Annotated in this window: 17 protein-coding genes; 1 reads left to right on the top strand and 16 read right to left on the bottom strand. The window is 71.5% G+C overall.

What is annotated here, in order from left to right:
- Positions 1 to 36: 36 nt before the first annotated feature.
- From smc to ASC99_RS15155, 7 genes are all read right to left on the bottom strand, one after another.
- Positions 37 to 3,627, bottom strand: coding sequence for a chromosome segregation protein SMC (smc, locus tag ASC99_RS15185; RefSeq protein WP_082598346.1), 3,591 nt, complete (start codon positions 3,625 to 3,627; stop codon positions 37 to 39).
- Positions 3,628 to 3,854: 227 nt separating this feature from the next.
- The gene (locus ASC99_RS15180; RefSeq protein WP_057232290.1) at positions 3,855 to 4,058 is read right to left on the bottom strand and encodes a hypothetical protein; all 204 of its coding nucleotides are present in this window, start codon (positions 4,056 to 4,058) and stop codon (positions 3,855 to 3,857) included.
- 393 nt (positions 4,059 to 4,451) lie between these two features.
- Complete coding sequence (locus tag ASC99_RS15175; protein ID WP_057232288.1) at positions 4,452 to 4,736, bottom strand: acylphosphatase; 285 nt, start codon at positions 4,734 to 4,736, stop codon at positions 4,452 to 4,454.
- Between the two features lie 44 nt (positions 4,737 to 4,780).
- Positions 4,781 to 5,374: a hypothetical protein gene (locus tag ASC99_RS15170; RefSeq protein WP_057232285.1), complete on the bottom strand. Its 594-nt coding sequence runs from the start codon at positions 5,372 to 5,374 to the stop codon at positions 4,781 to 4,783.
- A complete protein-coding gene (locus tag ASC99_RS15165) occupies positions 5,371 to 6,393 on the bottom strand; it encodes a WXG100 family type VII secretion target (protein ID WP_057232282.1) in 1,023 nt (340 codons plus the stop codon). Before ASC99_RS15165 ends, ASC99_RS15170 begins: the two co-directional genes overlap by 4 nt.
- The gene (locus ASC99_RS15160; protein WP_057232279.1) at positions 6,390 to 6,704 is read right to left on the bottom strand and encodes a type VII secretion target; all 315 of its coding nucleotides are present in this window, start codon (positions 6,702 to 6,704) and stop codon (positions 6,390 to 6,392) included. Before ASC99_RS15160 ends, ASC99_RS15165 begins: the two co-directional genes overlap by 4 nt.
- Positions 6,705 to 6,792: 88 nt before the next feature.
- Positions 6,793 to 8,124: a hypothetical protein gene (locus tag ASC99_RS15155; RefSeq protein WP_057232277.1), complete on the bottom strand. Its 1,332-nt coding sequence runs from the start codon at positions 8,122 to 8,124 to the stop codon at positions 6,793 to 6,795.
- A 169-nt stretch (positions 8,125 to 8,293) separates the two neighbouring features.
- Between ASC99_RS15155 and ASC99_RS15150 the strand changes: the two genes are divergently transcribed.
- The gene (locus ASC99_RS15150) at positions 8,294 to 9,205 is read left to right on the top strand and encodes a hypothetical protein (RefSeq protein WP_057232275.1); all 912 of its coding nucleotides are present in this window, start codon (positions 8,294 to 8,296) and stop codon (positions 9,203 to 9,205) included.
- 136 nt (positions 9,206 to 9,341) lie between these two features.
- Here the strand turns inward: ASC99_RS15150 and mutM are convergent, their stop codons facing one another.
- The 9 genes from mutM to recG all read right to left on the bottom strand — a co-directional run bounded on the left by mutM (position 9,342) and on the right by recG (position 17,433).
- Positions 9,342 to 10,196, bottom strand: a complete 855-nt coding sequence (mutM, locus tag ASC99_RS15145; RefSeq protein ID WP_057232272.1) for a bifunctional DNA-formamidopyrimidine glycosylase/DNA-(apurinic or apyrimidinic site) lyase — start codon at positions 10,194 to 10,196, stop codon at positions 9,342 to 9,344.
- 22 nt (positions 10,197 to 10,218) lie between these two features.
- On the bottom strand, positions 10,219 to 10,992 hold the full coding sequence (rnc, locus tag ASC99_RS15140; RefSeq protein WP_057232270.1) for a ribonuclease III: 774 nt from the start codon (positions 10,990 to 10,992) through the stop codon (positions 10,219 to 10,221).
- A 17-nt stretch (positions 10,993 to 11,009) separates the two neighbouring features.
- Entirely contained in the window at positions 11,010 to 11,183 is a 174-nt protein-coding gene (gene rpmF / locus ASC99_RS37185; RefSeq protein ID WP_030056747.1) for a 50S ribosomal protein L32, read from the bottom strand.
- A 2-nt stretch (positions 11,184 to 11,185) separates the two neighbouring features.
- Positions 11,186 to 11,830: a DUF177 domain-containing protein gene (locus ASC99_RS15135; protein WP_057232268.1), complete on the bottom strand. Its 645-nt coding sequence runs from the start codon at positions 11,828 to 11,830 to the stop codon at positions 11,186 to 11,188.
- Between the two features lie 142 nt (positions 11,831 to 11,972).
- A complete protein-coding gene (locus ASC99_RS15130) occupies positions 11,973 to 13,154 on the bottom strand; it encodes a cell division initiation protein (protein ID WP_369824226.1) in 1,182 nt (393 codons plus the stop codon).
- A 196-nt stretch (positions 13,155 to 13,350) separates the two neighbouring features.
- Positions 13,351 to 13,839 carry a pantetheine-phosphate adenylyltransferase gene (gene coaD / locus ASC99_RS15125; RefSeq protein ID WP_057232264.1) on the bottom strand — a complete coding sequence of 163 codons (489 nt, stop codon included), beginning with the start codon at positions 13,837 to 13,839 and terminating at the stop codon, positions 13,351 to 13,353.
- Positions 13,840 to 13,876: 37 nt separating this feature from the next.
- The gene (rsmD, locus tag ASC99_RS15120; protein WP_057232262.1) at positions 13,877 to 14,461 is read right to left on the bottom strand and encodes a 16S rRNA (guanine(966)-N(2))-methyltransferase RsmD; all 585 of its coding nucleotides are present in this window, start codon (positions 14,459 to 14,461) and stop codon (positions 13,877 to 13,879) included.
- Between the two features lie 142 nt (positions 14,462 to 14,603).
- Entirely contained in the window at positions 14,604 to 15,107 is a 504-nt protein-coding gene (locus ASC99_RS15115; protein ID WP_057232260.1) for a hypothetical protein, read from the bottom strand.
- Positions 15,108 to 15,225: 118 nt separating this feature from the next.
- Positions 15,226 to 17,433: an ATP-dependent DNA helicase RecG gene (recG, locus tag ASC99_RS15110; RefSeq protein WP_057232258.1), complete on the bottom strand. Its 2,208-nt coding sequence runs from the start codon at positions 17,431 to 17,433 to the stop codon at positions 15,226 to 15,228.
- Positions 17,434 to 17,453: the final 20 nt, after the last annotated feature.

The raw sequence follows: 17,453 nt of genomic DNA, 5'->3' as shown, positions 1-17,453 counted from the left end.
TGTTCACCCGAGCGGCGCTGAGCCCCACCGACGAGCTCATTCGGAGCTGACCGACGTCTCCTGCTGCTGCCTGGGCACCGCGCGCGCCGGGCGTTCGCGGTGCTCCTCCCGCATCCGCTGGCTGATCACCTGGGAGATCCCGTCCCCCTTCATGGTGACGCCGTACAGCGCGTCGGCCGACTCCATGGTGAGCTTCTGATGGGTGATCACGATCAGCTGTGAACTCTCCCGCAGCTCCTCCATGATGGCGATCAGCCGCCGCAGGTTGGTCTCGTCGAGGGCCGCCTCCACCTCGTCCATCACGTAGAACGGACTGGGGCGGGCCTTGAAGATCGACACCAGCAGCGCCACCGCCGTCAGCGAACGCTCACCGCCGGAGAGCAGCGAGAGCCGCTTCACCTTCTTCCCCGGCGGCCTGGCCTCCACCTCCACCCCGGTGGTCAGCATGCTCGAAGGGTCGGTCAGCACCAACCGCCCTTCCCCACCCGGGAAGAGCCGCGAGAACACGCCCTCGAACTGCGCCGCCGTGTCGTGGTAGGCGGCGGTGAACAGCTGCTCCACCCGGACGTCCACGTCCTTGACGATCTCCAGCAGGTCCCGCCGGCTCCGCTTCAGGTCGTCCAGCTGCTCACCGAGGAACTGGTGCCGCTCCTCCAACGCCGCGAACTCCTCCAGCGCCAACGGGTTGACCTTGCCGAGCTGCTGGTACGCCCTCTCGGCGGCCCGCAGCCGCTTCTCCTGCTCGGCCCGGACGTACGGGCGCGGCTCGCCCGCCTCCTGCCCCTCCTCCGGCAGCGGCGGGGGTACCAACTGCGCGGGGCCGTAGGCGGCCAGCAGCTCCTCGCCCTCGATGCCGAACTCCTCCAGCGCCTTGGCCTCCAGCTGCTCGATCCGCAGCCGCTTCTCCGCCCGGAGCACCTCGTCCCGGTGGCTCGCGTCGACCAACTTGTCCAGCTCGCCCTTGAGTTCGCGGCCGTGCTCACGGCCGGTGCGCAGCTCGGTCTCCCGCTCGGCACGGGCCTGCTCCACCTCGGCCCGCTCGGCCTCGGCCCGGGTCAGCGAGATCTCCAGCCGGGCCAGCAGCTGCCGCGCCCCGGCCGCCACCGCCCCGGCCACCTCGGCCTCGTACCGGGCCCGGGCCCGCCGCTCGGCTGCCCGGGCCCTGGTCTCGCGCTCGGCTTTGGCCGCCCGGTCCAGCTGGTCGGCCCGGCCGCTCAGACCGCGTACCCGCTCCTCGTGGGTGCGGACCGCGAGCCTGGCCTCCAGTTCGGCCTGCCGGGCCTCGGCGGCGCCTCCGGCCAGTTCCTCCCGCCGGGCGCCGTCCGGCTCGTCCTCCCCGGAGTCGACCGACTCCTCGGCCACCGCCAGCCGTTCGGCCAGCTCCTCGGCCGCGGTCAGCGCCTGGGCCAGGCCCTCCTCGGCGCGCCGCACCGAGGAGGCCAGCCGTTCGGCCTCCCCCGCCGCCGCCCTGGCCTGCCCGCCGAGCCGGCCGAGCGCTCCAGCGACACCGGCCCGCTCCTTCTCGGCAGCCCGCCGACGGGCCGCCAACTCCTCGACTCCGGCCGCCAGTTCACGACGCTCGGCGGTCACCGAGGCCAGCTCGCCGGCCAGCCGCTCGCACCGCTCCGCCAACCGCTCGATCTTCCGGGCCGTCTCGTCCACCGCCGCCCGGGTCTCCAGCAGGCTCGGCGCCCCGGCCGCACCACCCTGCGCGTACCCGGCGCCCAGCAGGTCGCCGTCTCGGGTGACGGCGGTCAACTCCGGCCGGTCCTGGACCAGTTGACGCGCCTCGTCCAGCCCGTCCACCACCACGGTACGAGCCAGCAGCGCGGCCACGGCGGGCATCAGCTCGGCCGGTCCGCTCACCAACTCGGCCACCCCGACGGCCGGGCCCACGCTCACGACGTCACCGGCGATCAGCAGCGCCGCCCGCCCGGCGTCCTCGCCGCGCAGCAGCCGCAGGGCCGCCACCGCCGCGTCCAGCCCGTCCACCGCGACGGCCTCCGCCGCCGCGCCGAGCGCCGCCGCCACCGCCGTCTCGTACCCGGGCTCGACCTTGAGCAGCTCGGCGGCCGGACCGAGCACCCCGGCCAGCCGCTCCCCCGCCGCCAGCAGCACCCCGCTGCCGTCCTTGCGCCGCAGCCCGAGCGAGAGCGCCTCGTGCCTGGCCAGCAGCCCGGCCCGCTCACGCTCGGCCAGCCCGAGCGCATCCCGGACGGCAGCCACCCCGGCCTCCGCCCCGGCCGTCGAGGCCCGGGCCTGGTCGTACGCGGCGTCCAACTCCTCGTCCCCGGCCGCCTGTTCGTCCACCTGGGCCTGGAGCTCCTCGAACTCCGCCTGCGCCGCCTCGGCCCGCAGCACCGCCTCGTCCCCGGCCTCGGCCAGCCGGCCGATCTCGGCCTGCGCCCCGGCCGCCTTGGAGCGGGCGGCGGCAGCCTGGCCCTGCAGCCGGGCCAGCCCCTCCCTGCGGTCCGCGATGGCTCGCACCGCAGCCTTCAACCGGCCTTCCTCGACCGCCAGTTCACGCTCCAGCTCGCCCCGCCGCTCGACCGCCTCGGCCAGTGCGTACTGCGCCTCCTCCAGCGCCTCGGTCAGCGCGGCCTCCTCCTCCCGGGTCCGCTCGGCCTCCCGCTCCAGCTCCTCCGGGTCCCGCCCGCGCCGCTCCTCGCCCTGCGCACTGCTGACCGCGTGCCGCACCCGGGCCTCGGCCAGCCCGACCGTCCCCCTGGTCCGCTCGGCCAGCGCGGAGAGCCGGTACCAGGTCTGCCTGGTCTCCTCCAGCTGCGGCCCGAGCTGCTGGACCTGGGCCTCCAGAACGGCCTCGCGCTGCTGCGCCCGGCTCAGCTCCTGCTCGACGGTGGATCGCCGCAGCCGGAGCGCCAGCTCGTCCGCGATCTCGGCCTCGACCGCCCTGCGCAGGGTGAGCAGGTCGTCGGCGAGCAGCCGCAGCCGGGCGTCCCGCAGTTCGGCCTGGATCCCGGCGGCCCGCCGGGCGATCTTCGCCTGTCGGCCCAACGGGCCCAACTGGCGGCGCAGTTCGGCCACCAGGTCCTGCACCCGGTTGAGGTTGGCGGCCATCGAGTCCAGCTTCCGCAGCGCCTTCTCCTTGCGCTTGCGGTGCTTGAGCACCCCGGCCGCCTCCTCGATGAAGGCCCGGCGGCCCATCGGGTCGGCGTGCAGCACGGAGTCGAGCTGCCCCTGCCCGACGATCACGTGCATCTCCCGGCCGATGCCGGAGTCGGAGAGCAGCTCCTGGATGTCCAGCAGCCGGCAGGTGTCGCCGTTCAGCGCGTACTCGCTGCCGCCGTTGCGGAACATCGTCCGGGTGATGGTCACCTCGGCGTAGTCGATCGGCAGCGCGCCGTCGGAGTTGTCGATGGTGAGGCTGACCTCGGCCCGGCCGAGCGGCTGGCGGCCGCTGGTGCCGGCGAAGATGACGTCCTCCATCTTGCCGCCGCGCAGCGACTTGGCCCCCTGTTCGCCCATCACCCAGCTGAGCGCGTCCACCACGTTCGACTTGCCGGAGCCGTTCGGCCCGACCACGCAGGTGATGCCGGGCTCGAAGCGCAGCGTGGTGGCGGAGGCGAAGGACTTGAACCCGCGCAGCGTCAGACTCTTCAGATGCACGCGCCCGCTCTCCTCACCTCGGCTTCTTCCTCCGTTTGCCGACTGTATCCGGCAGTGCGGACGGCAACCGGGCAGGCGACGGTTTGGCCACGCCGGGGCTGGGCACTCTCCCTGGCAAAAGGTTCCGCGCACGACGAAGGGACGCCACGCGGGCGTCCCTCGAAAGCTGCGACCCCTACGGGAAGCTCAGTGCGCAGCAGCGTCGATCAGTGAAGACCGGGTCCGGATCAGGTGAGTGCCGGCTCCCGCTGATCCAACTCGATGCTGCTGAGCAGCGAGTGCTCGTCAGCGACAGCGATGAGTGCGTCGTTCTCGGCCTGCATCCGAATGAGCTCGGATTCCAGGTCCTGGACGCGCTGCTGAAGCCGTCGCATCTCGGAAAGCATTCGCGGGTCGGGGCCGCCGACGTACCCGAGAAGCGCCTTTGCCATGATGAATGGTCCTCCACGCTGAGTGACCGAACCTTTGCGGTATGGGTCTAGGGGGAAGGGGAGTCACGCACCCGTCCGCGGGCCGGAAGTGCTGGCTGGGCACTACGGGAGAGCCGTGTGAGCTGGGCTCACGACGGCATGACCCTGCCGGGAGAACGCATATTGGTGCGCGGGCTTTCAGCGTCTCACCAAAGACGGTACGGGTCAACACGATCACCGCACGCTACCGCGACCCTGTCACCTGCATGGCGGGGAAGGACACGCCGTGCGGCCGGGCGGGGGTCCATCCGTGCATCAGATGGATCACTGCTCGCTGCGGAGTCAACCACGAGTCTGCCCAGAAGGCAACCGCCTGACACCGGCACTTGCCGGGCCACCCCCGTGCGGGTGGCGTCAGCGGATCGCGAAGGTCTCGTAACCGTCGCCGGTCGCGCTCCAGATCTCGGTGACACCGGTGACGGCACCCGGGGTGTCGGGCCCGCGGAGCAGGGTCAGCAGACGTTCGCAGTCGGCGTGACTGCCCTCCGCCACCACCTGCACCCGGCCGTCACCGAGGTTGCTGGTGTACCCGGTCAGCCCGATCTCCATCGCCCTGGCCCGCGTCCACCAGCGGAAGCCGACCTGCTGCACCTTGCCGCGCACCCAGGCGGTGCAGCGGACCGGATCGTTGCTGTGCATGGCTCGACCCTAGGCGATGCACAGCAACGGGGCCGTCCGCGGGTTCAGCGGATCAGTGCGACCAGTGCCCGGGCCTCGTCCGTGCCCTGGGAGAGGGCGGCCAGCGAGCCGTCCGCGAAGTGCAGGTCGACCCGGTCGGAGACGCCGCCGGTGCGGTCCTCGACCCGGCGGATCCGTCCGTACGGCAGTTCACCGAGCGGCCTGAGGCCGACGCCGACCAGGTGGTCGGCCAGCAGGATGCGTCGGTCGGTGAAGGCCAGCACCGCGCGGTTGTTGTCCATCGGCGCCGCGCCCTCGTACCCGTGCCGCACCGCGATCACGAACTGTCCGGCCTGGCTGCCCCAGCCGCCCTGCAGGCCCCGGCCCCGGGTGATCCGGCGGATCATCCGGAAGAACCCGAAGACCGCCTCGAACAGGAGCTCCGCGACGACGGCCACCAGCTCGAACAGCGCACCGAAGGCGGCCATCGCCCCCCTGGTCGCGGCCCCTGGGCGGTACTTGCGCGGGACCCGGCGGATCAGGTCGCTGAGAGTGAGTTCGGCCACCGCGTGGATCTGCTCGCCCGGCTGCAGCAGCGGGGCGAACAGCGGGCGGTAGGACTCGCCGCCCAGCGGGCGCGGCTCGACGTACTGGCTCATCCGAAGGCCTCCTCGACCCGGGTCTGCGGCACCCGGTACGGCTTCGCGTGCGGGCCGCCGTCCAGCGCGCCGGTGGCGGCGTCGATCGCGGCGTCGTCCTTGGCCGCGTCGGTGAAGGCGCCGCCGAAGTCACCCGCGCCGATACCCATCCCGACGCCGGTCGCGATGCCGCCCTTGACCGCTCCGAAGACGGTCTTCACCCCGCGCGCGGTGGCGAACTCGCCGAGCGTGCCGAGGTTCGGGTTGGTCAGCAGGTCCTTCGCGGTGCCGAAGCGGTTCCCCGCACCGCCGATCTTGCGGACCGCCTTGGCCGCCTTGAGGCCCTCCTTGATGTTCTTGAAGGACTTCCCGGCGGTCTGGATCTTGCGCACCGCGTCCATCAGCTTGCCCAGCGCCGTGGCCAGCTTGCGCGACACCGAGGCGATCCGCATGACGTAGACCGACACCTCGGCCTCGACCACCAGGGCGTTGACCACGGTGGCGGCGCCGAGCGTGATGATGTCGACCAGGATCATCGCGGCCATGGTGGCGATCAGGACCTCGATCGCCTCGCGGATCAGGCCGATGACGAGGTTCTCGGCCAGTTCGCAGGCCGCGGCGGCCTGGCTGATGATCTGGGCCACCTCGTTCATGTCGGCGGCGGTGCTCTCGATGGCCTCGACCACCGTGCCCATGTGGGTGCCGAAGGCGTCGGACGCCTGGCCCTCCCACTGGCCGGCGAGCGTCGTGCCGCCCTCGCGCAGCGCGTTGGCGACCTCCTGCATCGCCTTCGCCTGGGCCTGCCACTCCTGCGCGGCGTTGGTGAGGGTCTCCAGCTCGCCGGTGACCTCCTCCAGCATGTCCATCAGCCCGAGGAAGTCCAGCGCGCCCTTGACGAACTCGTCCAGCCCGGCGTCCAGACCCTCGGAGACCGGGTTCGTGAAGCTGGGCAGCGCCTCGAAGGGCGTGTTGACGAAGTCGCGGGTCCACTTGTACGCGGCGCCCGCCTCACCGTAGGAGATGTCCGTCCCGGGGATCACCGGCCACCCCCGTAGACCGAGGCGATCGCGGTGTCGTGACTCTCGTAGTTGTCCGCCGAGTGCTGCAGGCCCTCGGCGGTGTCGGTCAGCAACTCGCCCAGGTCGGCGAAGTTCTGCTGTTCCACCTCCGCGTGCTCCTCGTACGCCTGGTAGAGGTTCTGCGCGTCCGGCAGCATGCCGAAGTCGTTCGAGTTCAGCGTGACCGAGGCCAGCCGGGACTGGATCTCCGCGATCCGCTCCGCCTGGGCCTCGATCAGTGCCGCGTACGCCCTGAGTGCACCCGGTTCTACCCGGAAGCCTTGCTCCCCCATGAAAACTGCCCCTCGCTGCGGTTCTAGCTGATCATCGTACTGATAGCGCTCTGATGATCAGCAAGCAAGGGGCTTCACACCACCCGCCTCAGAAGCCCCCGAAGTCCCCTCCGCCTCCGAAGTCACCACCACCGCCACCGTCGAAGCCGCCGAAGTCCGAGGGGTTGAAGTCCGCGCCGGAACTGTCGCCGCCCTGGTAGCCCTCACCGCCGGCCGCCCAGGCCGTACCGGGCGAGGCCATCATCGAGCCGAGCATGGTGCCCATCAGCAGCCCCGGCAGCATCCCGCCGCCGAAGTAGCCACCGGCCCACGGGCTGTACGCCGGGCCCGCGTTCCAGTACGGCTCCCGGCCGTGCTCGGTCTGCACGGTACGGATCTCCGGCTCCTGGCCCGCCGCCAGCCGGGCCGCGTCCGCGGCACAGACCGGGACGGTCCGCCGGGCCGCACCCGCCGGGGCCCAGTCCGCGTCCTTGGCCGACGGGCCGTGCCGGGGGTCGAAGAAGCACGGCGGGCGCCGGTCCGGCAGTGGCTGCCCCTCCCGACGGGCCGTCAGGGTGGCCAGCGCGAACCGGCCCTCGGCCAGTGCCTCGGTCACCGGGCGGACCTGCTCGGGCGCGGTCGCCGAGTCCATCGCGCGCTTGGCGCCGTCGTAGCTGTCCAGCGCGTGCGCGTAGTCGGCCCGCTGGGCGTCGTCCGCCGCCGGGTCGCCGGGCGCGAAGTCCAGCCGGTCCAGCTCCTCGCCGAACGCGGTGATGTCCTCGTCCACCACCACCCGCAGCTGGGCCAGCGCGGCCTGCGCCTGCTCCTCCTTGCGCCGCTTCGACCGGCGGAACAGCAGGAACACACCGCCACCGGCCAGCGCCAGCAGTGCCAGCGGCACCACGATCGCCGCCACCCCGGCCCCGCCGCTGTCGGCGGAGGCCGCCACGCCCTTGCCCTTGACCTGGCCGACCGCCTGGCCCACGAAGTCGTTCAACGTGCCGTTGACGTCCCCGGGGTGGGCCCGTACCGCCGCACCGGCCAGGTTGTTCGCAGCGGCGGTGGAGATCGCCGCCGGGTCCGCGAAGGCCTTGAACTCCTCGCCCCGCCAGATCGCGTACAGGCCGGTCACCCCGACTCTGGTCCGCAGATCGGTGGCGACCGTACGGGCCGGGTACTGCTCGCTCGCCGGGACCACCGCGACGAAGACCGGCTTGTCGGCCTGCCTGATCCGCTCGGTCAGCGCGGCCGTCTCGGCCGTGGAGAACCGCCCGGTCATCGCCGGGTCGACATAGACCTGACCCTGTTTCAGCATCCGGGCCGCCTCCTCCACACCACCCGTCGCCGCCGAGGCGGCGGTGGCGGGCAGGAGCAGCAGGGCGGCCAGCACCAGCGCCAGGAGAGCGGTCGCCTTCGAGCGGCTGAGCTGCGTGGTTCTCATGTTTCGACGCTACTCGTACGAACGGCCTTCGGCCCCATACCTCCGGTCAACGGCTCCCCCGCCGTGGGGACGAGCTCCGGTCCTCCTGGTGGCTGACGAGACCACCGGCCCGAGCGGGCATAGTGGTGCCTGATCCACCACACCTGCCACATCCAGATCGGAGCACCCGGTGATCCTGGGCCTCGTCACCGCCGTCGCGGCATCCGCCTGCTACGGCACCGGCTCGGTACTCCAGGCGGTCGGCTCACGCCGCTCCGCCCGCGAGGAGGCGGCCGCCAACGGCCGCTCCGCTGGAGTCACCGAACACGGCGGACCCAACCTCTCCTCCACCGCCAAGGCCGCCGTCACCTGGGAGTTCATCCTCGGCACGGTGCTCGACCTGATCGGCTTCGGGCTCGGCGCGCTGGCCGCCCGGCTGCTCCCGCTCTTCCTCTCCCAGACCATCATCAGCGCCAACCTGGTGGTCACCGCCGTGCTCAGCATCAAGCTGCTCGGCATCCGGCTGAAGCGGCCCGAGTGGGCCTCGATCGCGATCCTGTGCGCCGCCCTGATCCTGCTCGCGGTGGCGGCCGGGCCCGAGGGCGGGCACCACGCCGCGATGGCCGTGCACTGGTGGCTGCTGGGTGCCTCGGTCGCGATCATCGGCGGCGGCGCGCTGATCGTCCGGCTGCTGGGGGCGAGCGGGGCGATCGTGGCCGGTCTGCTCTCCGGGCTCGGCTTCGGCGCACTCGGGGTCGGCGTCCGGATCCTGAACGGCATCGAGCCTTACGACCTCGGGCAGCTGGTCTCCGACCCGGCCCTGTACGCGATCCTGATCGGCGGGATCGGCGGGATGTACCTGCACACCATCGCGCTGCAGATCGGCTCGGTGAACGGGGCCACCGCCGCCCTGGTGGTCGGCGAGACCGTCATCCCCGGCGCGGTCGGCGTCATCTGGCTCGGCGACTCCTCCCGGGCCGGCCTCGGCTGGCTGGCCGCCTTCGGCTTCGTCCTCGCCGTCGTCAGCGCGGTCGGCGTCGCCTACTACGGCCAGGGCGAACAGGACACCGCCCAGGAGGCTGAACTCACCTCGGTGCATTGACCGTCTACGGTCCAGGGGCTCGGGGAACTGCGAGGAGATCTGGCGCCGGGGTCACGTACGAAAGTGCCTGACCAGCTACGCACAGATCACCTTGTCCGAGGTCGGCGTCGCAGTTCCCCGAGCCCCTGGCGTGTGCCTAGCGCGGCGGGCGCTGGCAGCGGGGGCAGAAGTAGCTGGAGCGGTTCATCCACGGCTCGCGCCGGACGGCGGTGCCGCAGCGGCGGCACGGCTCACCCTCGCGCCCGTAGGCGTCCAACTCACGGGAGAAGTAGCCGCTCTCGCCGTTCACGTTGACGTAGAGGCTGTCGAAGCTGGTGCCGCCGACCTCGAGGGCGGCGTTCATCACGTCGCGGGCGTGGCCGAGCAGGGTGGCGGCCTGGGCCCGGGTGAGGGTGGCGGTGGGGCGCTCGTAGTGCAGCTTGGCGCGCCAGAGCGACTCGTCCGCGTAGATGTTGCCGACGCCGCTGATCAGCGTCTGGTCGAGCAGGGCCCGCTTCACGGTGGTCCGCTTGGCCCGCAGTGCGGCTATGAAGGCACCGTCGTCGAAGCGCGAGTCCAGCGGGTCGCGGGCGATGTGGGCGATGGAGAGCGGGGTCGACTCGGGGTCGCCCGGCTCGGACTCCTCCACCGCCAGGCCGCCGAAGGTGCGCTGGTCGACGAAGCGCAGTTCGCGCCCGCCGTCGGTGAACCGGAGCCGGACCCGGAGGTGCGTCTCGTCCGGCACCGAGGCGTCCTGGACCAGGAGTTGGCCGCTCATGCCGAGGTGGCCGATCAGCGCCTGGTCACGGCCGAGCGGCACCCAGAGGTACTTGCCGCGGCGCTGCGCCTCCCCCAGGGTCGTCCCGGTCAGCCGGGCGGCGAACTCGTCGGCGCCGCCCGGCTGACGCCGGACCGACCGTGGGTGCAGCACCTGGGCCTCGGCCACGGTACGGCCTGCGGCCCAGCGGGCCAGGCCGCGCCTGACCACCTCGACCTCGGGGAGTTCGGGCACGCCTGCCGCCTCAACTCTGGTGTCAGCTGGTGGGGTTGAGCTGCTCCGCGTACTTGGCCCGGATCGCGCGCCAGGCGCTCTCCGCTGCCTTCTGCTCGGCTTCCTTCTTCGACCGGCCGCTGCCGTGCCCGAAGTCCTCGCCGGCCACCCGCGCGGCGGCGTCGAAGGTCTTCTCGTGGTCAGGACCGGACTCGGCGACCACGTACTCGGGTACGCCGATGCCCACCGAGGCGGTGAGCTCCTGAAGGCTGGTCTTCCAGTCCAGGCCCGCGCCCAGCTGAGAGGACTCCTCGATCAGCGGGTCGAACAGGCGGTGGACGAAGTCGGTCGCGGCGTCCAGCCCCTGATCCAGGTAGATGGCGCCGATCACGGCCTCGACGGTGTCGGCGAGGATCGACGACTTGTCACGGCCACCGGTCCCCTCCTCGCCCTTGCCGAGCCTGATGAAGGTGCCCAGTTCGAGGCCACGGCCGACCTCGGCCAGGGCACGCGAATTGACCACCGCGGCACGCAGTTTGGCGAGCGTGCCCTCGGCAACCTCCGGGTGGAGCTTGTAGAGGGTGTCCGTCACGACCAAGCCCAGCACCGAGTCGCCGAGGAACTCCAGGCGCTCGTTGGTGGGCAGCCCGCCGTTCTCGTAGGCGAAGCTACGATGCGTCAGGGCACGCACCAGAAGGGCGCGCTCGAGTACGAACCCGAGGCGCCCTTCCAGAACGTCGTATTCGGTCGAAGCCGGACCGCCGGCCTTGCTCCCGTTGGCAGGAGCCGACTTGCGGGGTGAGTTACTGTCCGACATCGATCCGTACCCGCCGATCAGACCGAGAGGACCTGGCGACGGTTGTACGTGCCGCAGCTCGGGCACGCAATGTGACCAAGCTTCGGCTCGTGGCAGCGGTCACACGCCACCAGGGCCGGGACAACGGCCTTCCAGTTGGACCGACGGTGGCGCGTGTTGCTGCGCGACATCTTCCGCTTCGGAACAGCCACGGCTACTTCTCCTGGTTCTCGGCTCCACCCTCACGGGTGTCGCTGTTCTTGATTCCGTCACCCTCGTCGCCGGGGGCGGCGGAGAGTCCCTGCAGAGCCGCCCACCGGGGGTCGACGGCATCGTGGTGGTGGTCCGGGTCGTCGCTCAGGCGCGCTCCGCATTCGGAGCACAGGCCCAGGCAGTCTTCCTGGCACACCGGCTGCAGCGGCAGTGCGAGCACCACCGCGTCACGCAGCACCGGCCGGAGGTCGAAGAAATCGCCCTCCAGACGGTAAGTCTCGTCGTCCGACTCCTCGTCGAGGTCGTCGGCCCCGGTGGTCCGGGCGCGGGTGCGCTCGTCGGACTCCGGGTAGTAGAAGAGCTCCTGGAACTCGACCCGCAGGCGGTCCTCGATCGGCTCCAGGCAGCGTACGCACTCGCCCTCGACCCTGGCCCTGGCGCGGCCGGTCACCAGCACGCCCTCGACCACGGACTCCTGACGGAGCTCGATCTCGATCTCGCTCTTCACCGGGACGGCGATGACATCGATGATGCCAAGACCCTCCGGGGCCTCCACGGTGCGGACCATCTTGCGCAACGATCCCGGGCGACGGCCGAGCTCATGCGTGTCGAACACGAGCGGGTCGCGGTGGTCGAGGCGGTTCAAGGTGTCCTGACTTCCTGGAGGCGGCACGCATCCCTGCGTGGCGCGAATTTGGTTCGATCCGGCTGCTTCGAGGCAGCAGAACAGCCCAGCAACGAACAGGCCGGAGTGGTCAGACTACCGGACACTCCGGCCTGGCCCAACTTCACCTGCCGCCGAGCTCCCGCAGCCGGGTCATGTCGATCATGCTGGTGTCGAAGAAGCTGGTCTCGTCCAGCGCGGCCTGCTGCGGCACCTGGGCAGCCTGCTGCGGGTAGCCGTAGGCGTCGTACGCCTGCTGCTCCTGCGGCTGCTCCTGGTAGACCGGCTGCTGCTGGTAGCCGTAGTCGAAGCCCTGCGTGCCCTGGGTGTCGAAACCCTGGCCGCCGTAACTCGGCTGCGGCTGCTGCGGGTAGCCGTACGGGTCGGTCTGCGGCTGGCCGGCCGGGTCGTAGCCGCCGCCGTAGACCTCGGTGTACTGCGCGGCGGCGTACTGGTCGGCCTCCGGGGCCTGCCAGCCGGCTGCCGCCGGGGTCGGCTCGGGCCAGCTCTGCTGCTGCGGGACCTCCGCCCGGTACCAGGGCTGTTCCTGGCCGTTCGCGTCGAAGCCACCGCCGCCGCTGGGGTCGAAGCCGTCCTCGGAGAAGCCGGCCGCGACCGCCTCGGCCCGGTCCTTGAGCTGCTGGGCCTCGTCGGCGGCGGCCAGGTAGGCGCCGAGCTCGTCGACCGAGGCCTTGCCGAGCAGCTTGTCCCGGCCCTTGCCGACCGCTTCGAGGGTCTTGCTGAGCACCGTCTCCAGGGTGGCGAGCTTCACATCGACGTACTCGTCGACCTCGGGGCTCGGGCTGACCCGGGAGCGGAACTCCTCGCCGTCGGTCGCGTCCTCGTCGTAGGGCTGCTCGAAGACGCTGGCGTCGCCGCGCAGCTTGGTCCGGCCGCGGCCGACCGCGCCGAGCGTCTTGGTGAGCACCACCTCGAAGTTGGCCAGCTTGGAGTCGACGTAGTCGTCCGCCTCGGCCAGCTTGGTCTGCACCTCGGTCTTGGCCTCGCCGAGAATCCGGTCCGCCTCGGCCTGGGCGCGCAGCACCACCTCGGTGTCGGAGATCAGCGAGCCGCGCTCACTGTGCGCACCCTGGATGATCTGGTCGGCCTGGGCCTGGGCGTCCGCGACCACCTGCTCGTGGTCGGCCATCACCGACTGGGCCTGGGCGAGTTCGGCGGGCAGCGCCTCACGGAGCTGCTGGAGCAGGCCGACCAGCTCGGCCCGGTTCACCACGCAGGACGCCGACATGGGCATCGAGCGGGCGTTCTCCACCGCCGTGACGATCGCGTCAAGTCTGTTCTGCACGTCCACGGGGGCTTCTGTCTTTCCGTGTGCCGCCGAGCTGCGGCGGAGGCAGTGCCCTTCGGCGTGGCGCCTCCGGGCAGGAGTACAGACTGTACGTCCAGAGCGGGGAGAGCTCACAATGTCCGAGGCCAGCCGCTCGGCCGGGCGGGGGACGGTATGTGACGCTTCGCCAGACCTGATCCGATTTGTTCGGGTGCTACTGCTTCGCCCGCTCGGCGATCCGCTCGACCAGCCGGCGGTTCACCGTCTCCGGCAGCAGGTGCGAGACGTCACCCCCGTACGAGGCGACCTCCTTGACCAGGGTGGAGGAGAGGAAGCTGTAGGTCGGCGAGGTCGGCACGAAGAGCGTCTCGACGCCGGACAGGCCGCGGTTCATCTGGGCCATCTGCAGCTCGTAGTCGAAGTCGCTGACCGCCCGCAGGCCCTTGATGATCGCCGGGATGCCGCGCTCCCGGCAGAAGTCCACCAGCAGGCCGTAGTGCGACTCGACCACGATGTTGCCGTACTGGGCAGTGGTCTCCTCGATCAGCGCGATCCGCTCCTCGACGGTGAACATGCCCTGCTTGTTCTTGTTGATCGCCACCGCGACATGGACCACGTCGTACAGCTTGGAGGCACGCTCGATGATGTCGAGGTGTCCGTTGGTGATCGGGTCGAAGGAACCCGGGCAGACGGCGCGGCGCATGACATGGACTCCCTTGTGGGGCCTGATGGGTGGGCTGCTACGAGTCTTCGGCAGGCCCGTTGGCGGCGCGACCGTACCAGAGGGTGCCCTCGCCGTAGCGCCGGGAGCGCTCGGCCTCGAAACCCTCGGGCCAACCGAAATCGCCGCCCCTGGTGCTGCGTTCCACGGTGACGAGTGCGTCCGCCGTGAGCCAGCCCCCGGCCAGGAGTGTGACCATCATCTCCCGCACCTCCTCGTCGGTGACCGAGTACGGCGGGTCCAGGAAGACCAGGTCGTACGGCGTCTCCGGGGCCCGGCCCGCGATCACCCGTTCGGCCCGGTCGGCCCGCACCTCGGCGCCCGGCAGGGCGACGATCCGGACGTTCTCCCGGATCACCTTCGCGGCGCCCGCGTCCGCCTCCACCAGCAGGACGTGCTCGGCGCCCCGGGACAGCGCCTCCAGGCCGACCGCCCCCGATCCGCCGAACAGGTCCAGCATCCGGGCGCCGTGCAGGGTGCCGCGCAGCGCGGCCAGGGTGGAGAACATCGCCTCCCGCGCCTTGTCGGAGGTCGGGCGGGTGGTCCGGCCTGGGAGCACGGAGAGACGGCGGCCACCGGCCACCCCGGCGATCACGCGGGTCATGAGAAGTGCGGTCCCTTCTGGATACACCCTGCCTGGATGCATCTGACACGCTATCCGCTGGCCGGTGGCCGGGCGCACGCGCAGCGGCGCGGGCGCCCACCGACCGCCGTCGGTGAACGCCCGCGCCGCTGACGCCGAAGCCTTACTCGGCCGCGCCCAGGATGCTCGGCGAGGCGTAGCGGGACCAGGACAGGCAGCCGTCGGGCGGGCAGTACTCGGGCTTGCGCGGGTCGTGGCCGAGCTCACGCAGCTTGGTGCGGACGGAGTCGGGCGTCCGGCCGAAGCGGGCGGCGATCCGGGCCACCGTGTCGCCGTCGTGGAACCGACGGGTCAGCTCCTCCTCGTGCTGCGGCACCCAGGGGGCGCCGTGTCCGGGGTAGAGCTCGCGCAGTACGTCGCGGTCGGGGATGGGTTCGGAGACGTCGGCGACGATGGCCATCGCCCGCAGCGCGCGGTTCAGCGCGATCCGCAGGTTGGCCACGTCCTCCACCGGCAGCCGGAGCTTGCCGGTGGCGAGCGGGGTGGCGGCGGCGCCCTCGCGCCAGCCGGTCAGGGTGAGGGTGACCTCACGGTCGTCCTCGCTGGCCAGCTCGATCCGGAAGACCTTGTCGCCCAGCGGAAGCTCGTTGAGATGACGGAAAGCCAAGGCGGAACCCCCAGGTGTCGTGCCGGGAGCGCACCTTGGGGGTGCGTCCCGAACAACTACATTCTCTCCTCCGGCACTGACAATTCAGGGGGTCCAACAGCCGTTCCCAGCAGGGGATTTACCCCTTCTCCAGGTACTCCGCGCGGTCCTCGTCGAGCAGGCTCTCCAGGGCGGTGCGCAGCTCCGGATGGGCGGCCAGCGACGGGTCCTCGGCGACCAGCCGGGCGGCCTCCTCGCGGGCGGTCGCGATGACCTCCTCGTCGTCCAGCACCGAGAGCACCTTGAGCGAGGACTTCACCCCGGACTGCGCCTGGCCGAGCACATCGCCCTCCCGGCGCTGCTCCAGGTCGATCCGGGACAGCTCGAAGCCGTCCAGGGTGCCGGCCACCGCGTCCAGCCGGGCCCGGGCGGCGCTGGCCGCGGGCATGTCGCTGACCAGCAGGCAGAGCCCGGGGGCCGAGCCACGGCCGACCCGGCCGCGCAGCTGGTGCAGCTGGGAGACGCCGAACCGGTCGGCGTCCATGATCACCATCGCGGTCGAGTTGGGGACGTTCACGCCGACCTCGATCACCGTGGTGGCGACCAGCACGTCCACCCGACCGGCCGCGAACCGCCGCATCACGTCGTCCTTGGCCTCCGGCGTCAGCCGCCCGTGCAGGATCTCCACCCGCAGCCCGGCCAGCGGGCCCTTGGTGAGCATCTCGGCGGTCTCCACCACCGACAGCGGCGGCCGCTTCTCGTCGCTCTCGGCGCCGAGGTCCTCCGGGTCGTCGGTCACCGTCTTGCGCTTCTTCTTACCCGGGGCATCCGGAGGCTCGTCGCCGATCCGGGGGCAGACCACGTACGCCTGGTGGCCCTTGCCGACCTCCTCGCGGACCCGCTCCCAGGCCCGGGCCAGGAAGTTGGGCTTCTCGACGGCGGGCACCACGTGGGTGGAGATCGGCGAGCGCCCGGCCGGCAGCTGGTCCAGCACCGAGGTCTCCAGGTCGCCGAAGACCGTCATCGCCACCGTGCGCGGGATCGGCGTCGCCGTCATCACCAGCAGGTGCGGCGGCTGGTCACCCTTGGCGCGCAGCGCGTCGCGCTGCTCGACGCCGAAGCGGTGCTGCTCGTCCACCACCACCAGGCCGAGGTCCTGGAACTGCACCTTGTCCTCGATCAGCGCGTGCGTGCCGATCGCGATCCCGGCGTCCCCGCAGGCCATGTCGAGCATCGCCTGCCGCCGCGCGGCCGTCCCCATCGAGCCGGTCAGCAGCGCGACCTTCGTCCCCAGGTCGGAGCCGCCGAGCATGCCGCCCTCCGCCAGGTCGCCCATCATCTCGACGATCGATCGGTGGTGCTGCTGCGCCAGCACCTCGGTCGGCGCCAGCAGCACCGCCTGCCCACCCGCGTCCACCACGGCCAGCATGGCCCGCAGCGCCACCAGGGTCTTGCCCGATCCGACCTCGCCCTGGAGCAGGCGGTGCATGGGGTGTTCGGTGCCGAGGTCGGTGAAGATCTCGGCGGAGACGGTCTTCTGCCCGTCCGTCAGCTCGAACGGGAGGCGGGCGTCGAAGGCGTCCAGCAGACCGTCCGGGACGGGCTTGCGGGCGACGGCGGGGAGCGCGGAGTCAGCGGCCCTGCGCTGGGCCAGGGCGACCTGGAGGACGAAGGCCTCGTCCCAGCGCAGGCGGTCCCGGGCCCGCTCCTTGTCGGCCTGGTTGCGCGGGCGGTGGATCAGCTCCAGTGCCTCGGGGAGCGGGATCAACTCGTGTTTGCCGCGCAGCTCGGCCGGGAGGGGTTCGCCGACGTCGGCGAGGTGCTTGTCGAGGGCTACCTCGACGCAGAGCGAGAGCTTCCAGCTGGGCATCTGGGCACTCGCGGGGTAGACCGGGATCAGCCGACCGGCGAACTTGTCGGCCTCCGGGGCGCCGTCCTCGGCGTCGATCAACTGGTAGTCGGGCGAGGCGAGTTGGCGCTTGCCGTTGAAGACGCCGACCTTGCCGGCGAACAGGCCCTGGGAGCCGGTGCGGAGGTCCTTCTGCCGCCAGCCCTGGTTGAAGAAGACCAGGCTGAGCCGCCCGCGCCCGTCGGTGACCACCACTTCGAGGCGGTCGCCCTTGCGGGCCTTGAACGGGATCAGGGTGACCTTCTCGATCCGGGCCAGCACGGTGACGTGCTCGTCCACCTCGAGATCGTCCAGGCTGGTGAGCTGGCCGCGCTCCACGTACCGCCGGGGGTAGTGGTGCAGCAGGTCGCCGACCGTGCGCAGCTTGAGGCTGTCGGCCAGCACCTTGGCGGTGCGGTCGCCGACCAGCTTGGTCAGAGATTCATCGAGAGCGCCCATCGGACCTATTGGACACCACG

Origin of the sequence: Kitasatospora sp. Root107 (assembly GCF_001424875.1) — a bacterium.
Classification (GTDB): domain Bacteria; phylum Actinomycetota; class Actinomycetes; order Streptomycetales; family Streptomycetaceae; genus Kitasatospora.
Note: the sequence above shows the minus strand (reverse complement) of the source record. Positions and strands in the feature narration are given on the sequence as shown.

Excerpts from the sequence above, each read along its gene's own strand:
- rnc (WP_057232270.1), bottom strand. The coding sequence starts at position 10,992 with ATGTCGGACAGTAACTCACCCCGCAAGTCGGCTCCTGCCAACGGGAGC.
- recG (WP_057232258.1), bottom strand. The coding sequence starts at position 17,433 with ATGGGCGCTCTCGATGAATCTCTGACCAAGCTGGTCGGCGACCGCACC.
- ASC99_RS15170 (WP_057232285.1), bottom strand. The coding sequence starts at position 5,374 with ATGAGCCAGTACGTCGAGCCGCGCCCGCTGGGCGGCGAGTCCTACCGC.
- ASC99_RS15160 (WP_057232279.1), bottom strand. The coding sequence starts at position 6,704 with ATGGGGGAGCAAGGCTTCCGGGTAGAACCGGGTGCACTCAGGGCGTAC.
- ASC99_RS15180 (WP_057232290.1), bottom strand. The coding sequence starts at position 4,058 with ATGGCAAAGGCGCTTCTCGGGTACGTCGGCGGCCCCGACCCGCGAATG.
- coaD (WP_057232264.1), bottom strand. The coding sequence starts at position 13,839 with ATGCGCCGCGCCGTCTGCCCGGGTTCCTTCGACCCGATCACCAACGGA.
- ASC99_RS15175 (WP_057232288.1), bottom strand. The coding sequence starts at position 4,736 with ATGCACAGCAACGATCCGGTCCGCTGCACCGCCTGGGTGCGCGGCAAG.
- rsmD (WP_057232262.1), bottom strand. The coding sequence starts at position 14,461 with ATGACCCGCGTGATCGCCGGGGTGGCCGGTGGCCGCCGTCTCTCCGTG.
- ASC99_RS15155 (WP_057232277.1), bottom strand. The coding sequence starts at position 8,124 with ATGAGAACCACGCAGCTCAGCCGCTCGAAGGCGACCGCTCTCCTGGCG.